This window comes from Actinoplanes sp. NPDC048791 (assembly GCF_040650095.1).
Classification (GTDB): domain Bacteria; phylum Actinomycetota; class Actinomycetes; order Mycobacteriales; family Micromonosporaceae; genus Actinoplanes.
This window is the reverse complement of the sequence record NZ_JBEZGQ010000648.1, coordinates 1-4,922: the sequence shown is the minus strand read 5'-3', so window position 1 is coordinate 4,922 and position 4,922 is coordinate 1. Positions and strand designations below refer to the sequence as shown.

The window sequence follows — 4,922 nt, the reverse complement described above, 5'->3', positions numbered from 1 at the left end:
TTGCGAACTCTTCTGGCCGGCCTAAACCCCTCACCCGTGTGGTCACGGGCGCCGCTGACTTAAATGTACCGCGGCGCTTTCGTGTCCGGGCCAACTTCTTTCCGGTACGGCTTCCCGGTGCGGGTAGACAGTGGATCGAACATGTGTTCGAATCTTCGCCATGCGATGGTCACACCTGTCGGCCCCGGCCGGCGACGACTCGCTCCCGGACAGGGCAGTGCCGGCGGCCCCACCCCTGCCGCTGGCGCTGCCCGGCGCGACCGTCCGCACCTTCGACACGCCCGGGTTCGCCGGCATGACGTTCTACGAGATCCGGGCGAAGTCCCTGATCAACAAGGTGCCCGGCGCGTCCCGGGTGCCCTTCGAGTGGACGATCAACCCTTACCGGGGCTGCTCGCACGCCTGCTCCTACTGCCTGAGCGGCGACACCCCGATCCTGCTGGCCGACGGGTCGACCCGGCCGCTGTCGCAGGTGCAGGTCGGCGACGCGGTGCTGGGCACGATGGGCGCCGGTCCGCACCGGCGCTATGTGCCGACCACGGTGCTCGACCACTGGACCACCAGCAAGCCGGCCTTCCGGGTCACCCTGGCCGACGGCACCCGCCTGGTGTCCAGTGGTGATCACCGCTTCCTCACCGACCGCGGCTGGCGGCACGTCAGCCCGGCCGAGCCCGGTCTCCCGGCCCTGGCGGTGGGCGACCGGCTGTCCGGCGTGGGCGGCTTCGCCGACGCGCCGAAGGAGTCCCCCGACTACCGCACCGGCTACCTCTGCGGCCTGGTCCGCGGCGACGCCGGGGCCCCGGCCGGCGCCCGGGAGAGCGACGCCTGGATCCGCGCGGACTCCTATCTCGAAGACATCCCGATGCACGTGGCGCTGCGCTGGCCGGAGCTCCCGTCCGGCAGCTGGTATCGCGGCTTCCTGGCCGGCGCGTTCGGCGCCACCGGCTACACCGACCGGCTGGCCGTCGTCTTCACCAGCCGCGACCAGGGCTTCCTGGACCGGATCACGGACGCCCTGACCCACCTCGGCCTGCCCAGCCGCCGTCCGCCGCACCCGCAGCTCGGCGAGGTCTACTCCGTCGAGGTCGCCCGTGACCTGTGGGCCGCCCTGCGCTTCCGGCACCTGACCGGGGTGAGCGGGGCACCGCTGGACGCGGCCGGGGTCGGGGTGCGCAGCGAGCCCCAGCTCACCGTGGCCGACATCGAGGACCTCGGCCTGACCCTGCCGCTCTACGACATCACCACCGGCACGGGCGACTTCATCGCCGACGGCGTGGTGAGCCACAACTGCTTCGCCCGCAACACCCACACGTACCTCGACCTGGACGCCGGCCACGACTTCGACTCCAAGGTGGTCGTCAAGGTCAACGCGGGTGAGCTGGTCCGCCGTGAGCTGGCCGCCCCGAAGTGGTCCGGCGCACCCATCGCCATGGGCACCAACGTGGACGTCTACCAGCGGGCCGAGGGCCGCTACCGGCTGATGCCGCCGATCCTGACGGCCCTTCGTGACTTCGCCAACCCGTTCTCGATCCTGACCAAGGGCACGCTGATCCTGCGCGACCTGGAGCTGCTGCGGCAGGCGGCCACGGTCACCGACGTCAGCCTGTCGATGTCGATCGGCTTCGTCGACGAGCGGATGTGGCGGGCCGTCGAGTCCGGCACCCCGAGCCCACGCCGGCGCCTCGACGCGGTGGCCCGCCTGACCGACGCCGGGTTCTCGGTGGGGGTCCTGATGGCCCCGATCCTCCCGGGCCTGACCGACTCGGACGAGTCCATCGAGGAGACCGTCGCGGCCATCGCCGCCGCCGGCGCGGCCAGCGTCTCCCCACTGGTGCTGCACCTGCGGCCGGGCGCCCGCGAGTGGTACGCGGCGTGGCTCACCCGCGAGCACCCGGAGCTGGCGCCGCGCTACCGCGAGCTGTTCCGGGCCGGCTCCTACGCACCGCAGTCGTTCCAGAAGGAGATCGGCGCGCGGGTGCGGATGGCAGCCCGGCGGCACGGACTGCACCGGGCGGCGATGGGCGAGGCCCGCACGGCCGGCGCGAACGGGGCACCGGCGACGGCATACGGAGTGACCGGCACGACGATCCGGGAAGCCGAGCCCCAGCAACTGACCCTGCTGTGACCCGGCCGCGCGTGGCTAGAGTCGGGGGTATGAGGAGTGCACAGCAGATCCTGGCCGAGGCGAACGTCATTGCCGTGGTCGGGGCCTCTCGGGATCCGCACAAGCCGTCGCACACCGTGCCGTTGCAGATGCTCCGGTACGGGTGGCGCATCATCCCGGTCAACCCGTTCGTCGACGAGGTCTTCGGGGTCCGCACCGTGCCCACGCTCGCCGACCTCGACGAGCCCGTTGACCTGGTCGACATCTTCCGGCCCGCCGCCGACGCGCTGGAGATCGTGCGGCAGGCCGTCGCCATCAAGGCTCCCGCTGTCTGGTTGCAGACCGGCATCGTCTCGGCCGAGGCCCGCCGGATCGCCACCGAGGCCGGGATGGACTACGTCGAGGACCGCTGCCTGGCCGTCGAGCGGGCCGTCGGCCGGCTCACCAAGTTGTCCTGAGCCGATCCGGCAGGTCGGATACCCTGCGTCGGGTCCCCCTGACTACGCCCCGGCTAGTACCGTGCCGGGGTGAACGAGGAGGACCTCTGATGACTTACCCGCCGCCCGGTGGTACGCCGGATCCATATCAGCCCCAGCAGCCCTACGGGCAGCAGCCGGGTTACGACCCCAACTCGCCCTACTCGCAGGACCCCTATGCGTCTCCGGCCAGCGGCGCGCCGTCCAGCGGACAGCCGTACGGGCAGCAGCCGCCCTACGGTGCCCCGTCCAGCGGACAGCCCTACGGCCAGCCGCAGTACGGCCAGCAGCAGCCCGGCTACGGCCAGCCTTACGCGCAGCAGCCCTACACGCCCCAGGCGCCGACCAACACCATGGCCATCCTGGCGCTGGTCTTCGCCTTCGTGTTCGCGCCCGCCGCGATCGTCATGGGGCACGTCGCCAAGAAGCAGATCCGGCAGACCGGCGAGTCCGGTGAGGGCCTGGCCACCGCCGGCCTCTGGCTGGGTTACATCTTCACCAGCATCTACGTGCTGATCTGCGCTTTCTACATCGTCGTGGCGATCTTCGCGATCGGCTCGTCCGGCACCACGACCTACTGACGTTCGGCCGCCCGGTGGACCAGCGTCCACCGGGCGTTCCGGCGGCTCAGCGGAACTCGGCCTCGCGGACGCTGTTGCCGCCGTCGACCACCAGCATCTGCCCGGTGATGTACGACGCCGCGGGCGAGCACAGGAAGGCGATCGCCGCCGCCACCTCGTCCGGGGTGCCCGGGCGCCCGATCGGGGTGCCGAGGCCCTGCTTGATCTCCGTGACGGTGGACGCGGCGGTGTAGATCGTGCCCGGCGCCACGCAGTTGACGTTGATGCCGTCGGCCACCAGCTCCATCGCCAGCGCCCGGGTCAGGCCGACGACGCCCGACTTCGCCGCGGCGTAGGCGGCCTCGGTGGGCAGGGCGTTGATCGGGCCCGCGGTCGCCGCCAGGTTCACGATGCGGCCCCAGCCCTGCTCGGACATGCCACCCACGAACGCCCGGCTGCACAGGAACGCGGTGCTCAGGTTCCGGTCGATCTCGGCGCGCCACTCGTCGTACGTGAGCTGGGCGACCGGGCGCAGCACCTCGGGGCTGGTCCGGCTGGCCAGGCCCGCGTTGTTGACCAGCACCTCGACGTCACCGAGCTGGTCGAGGACCGCGTCGGCGAGCGCACCGACCTCGGCCTCGTCGGTGAGATCGGCCACGAAACCGGTGACGCCCAGCTCGGACGCGCGCTCGTGGATCCGCCGGGTGGTCGACACGATCGCCACCCGGGCGCCGAGGTCACGCAGCCGGCGCGCGGTCGCGTACCCGATGCCGTCCGGGCTGCCGGCGCCGGTGACCAGCGCGACCTTTCCGTCCAACCGCAGCGTCACGGGGCCCTCCTCCGGCTCGGTCACGGGGTCGTCCTGGGCGGGGCCGGACTCGGCGACCGGATCGGGCCCCAGGTCCTGCTCAGGCTCGGAACTGGGCGCGGCAGACCGGGGCCGGCGGCCGGCCGCCGGGCGGGTGGCGTCCCGCCTCGAGCGGCTGCCGCTGGCGGTACGGGCGTCGAAGACCATGCGGCGATCCTGCCCGCTCCCGCGAGCCGGGGCAAACATCGGACCACCGTGGCGCGCGGCGACCGCACACCGCGCACAACCAGGCACGCGGTGTGCGCGGCGCCGTGACACGGCCGCCTATCCTGGCGGGCGCAGATGCAGCGCCGGACGGAGGCAGTCATGACCTATCCACCGCCGCCCGGACCGGACGGCACCTATCCGCCACCGCCGGACCCGCCGATCCAGGCGTATCAACCACCACCGCCCAACCCCCAGCAGTACGGCTACGACTACCCGGCACCCCAGATCCAGGGGTACGGCGTCCCGCCCGCGCCGGGTTACGACTACGGCAACTCCGGCAGCCCGTACTCCCCGCAGGGCTATCCGTACGCGCCGGCCCGGCCGACCGAGGGCCTGGCGATCGCGTCCCTGGTCGTGTCCTGCGCCGGGGTGGCGGGCCTGTGCCTCTGGTCGATCGGCGGGCTGCTCGGCATCGTCGGTGCGATCCTCGGCCACGTGGCCCGCAGCCGGATCCGCGCCACGGGTGCGGGCGGGGCCGGCCTGGCGCTGGCCGGCATCATCGTCGGCTGGGTCGTCACCGCGATCGCGCTGCTGGGCATCGCCGTCTTCGTCATCTTCCTGGTCAGAGACTCCGGCAGCACCTACTGAGAGCTGCTGAGGGCTCAGCCGCCGGGGCCCTGACAACGTTGGTCTACGTGGTCGGCGCGGTCGGTCTGCAGACCGTGCTCGGATTCACCATCGCCTACCTGATCTCCCGGCGTACGCAC

5 protein-coding genes are annotated in these 4,922 nt (G+C 72.1%); 4 read left to right on the top strand and 1 reads right to left on the bottom strand.

Annotation, left to right across the window (positions count from 1 at the left end):
* Window positions 1-160: 160 nt before the first annotated feature.
* From AB0C29_RS33585 to AB0C29_RS33575, 3 genes are all read left to right on the top strand, one after another.
* Complete coding sequence (locus AB0C29_RS33585) at window positions 161-2,125, top strand: intein-containing Rv2578c family radical SAM protein (RefSeq protein ID WP_360828844.1); 1,965 nt, start codon at window positions 161-163, stop codon at window positions 2,123-2,125.
* A 29-nt stretch (window positions 2,126-2,154) separates the two neighbouring features.
* Window positions 2,155-2,562, top strand: coding sequence for a CoA-binding protein (locus tag AB0C29_RS33580; RefSeq protein WP_360828841.1), 408 nt, complete (start codon window positions 2,155-2,157; stop codon window positions 2,560-2,562).
* Window positions 2,563-2,651: 89 nt separating this feature from the next.
* Window positions 2,652-3,161: a DUF4190 domain-containing protein gene (locus tag AB0C29_RS33575; RefSeq protein ID WP_360828838.1), complete on the top strand. Its 510-nt coding sequence runs from the start codon at window positions 2,652-2,654 to the stop codon at window positions 3,159-3,161.
* 46 nt (window positions 3,162-3,207) lie between these two features.
* Here AB0C29_RS33575 and AB0C29_RS33570 read toward each other — a convergent pair whose 3' ends face one another.
* Window positions 3,208-4,155, bottom strand: coding sequence for an SDR family NAD(P)-dependent oxidoreductase (locus AB0C29_RS33570; RefSeq protein WP_360545587.1), 948 nt, complete (start codon window positions 4,153-4,155; stop codon window positions 3,208-3,210).
* Window positions 4,156-4,314: 159 nt separating this feature from the next.
* Between AB0C29_RS33570 and AB0C29_RS33565 the strand changes: the two genes are divergently transcribed.
* The gene (locus AB0C29_RS33565) at window positions 4,315-4,803 is read left to right on the top strand and encodes a DUF4190 domain-containing protein (protein WP_360828835.1); all 489 of its coding nucleotides are present in this window, start codon (window positions 4,315-4,317) and stop codon (window positions 4,801-4,803) included.
* The last annotated feature ends 119 nt before the right edge of the window (window positions 4,804-4,922 follow it).

Bases quoted from the DNA above. Each gene is read 5' to 3' on its own strand.
- AB0C29_RS33580 (WP_360828841.1), top strand. From the start codon at position 2,155: ATGAGGAGTGCACAGCAGATCCTGGCCGAGGCGAACGTCATTGCCGTG.
- AB0C29_RS33570 (WP_360545587.1), bottom strand. From the start codon at position 4,155: ATGGTCTTCGACGCCCGTACCGCCAGCGGCAGCCGCTCGAGGCGGGAC.
- AB0C29_RS33565 (WP_360828835.1), top strand. From the start codon at position 4,315: ATGACCTATCCACCGCCGCCCGGACCGGACGGCACCTATCCGCCACCG.
- AB0C29_RS33585 (WP_360828844.1), top strand. From the start codon at position 161: ATGCGATGGTCACACCTGTCGGCCCCGGCCGGCGACGACTCGCTCCCG.
- AB0C29_RS33575 (WP_360828838.1), top strand. From the start codon at position 2,652: ATGACTTACCCGCCGCCCGGTGGTACGCCGGATCCATATCAGCCCCAG.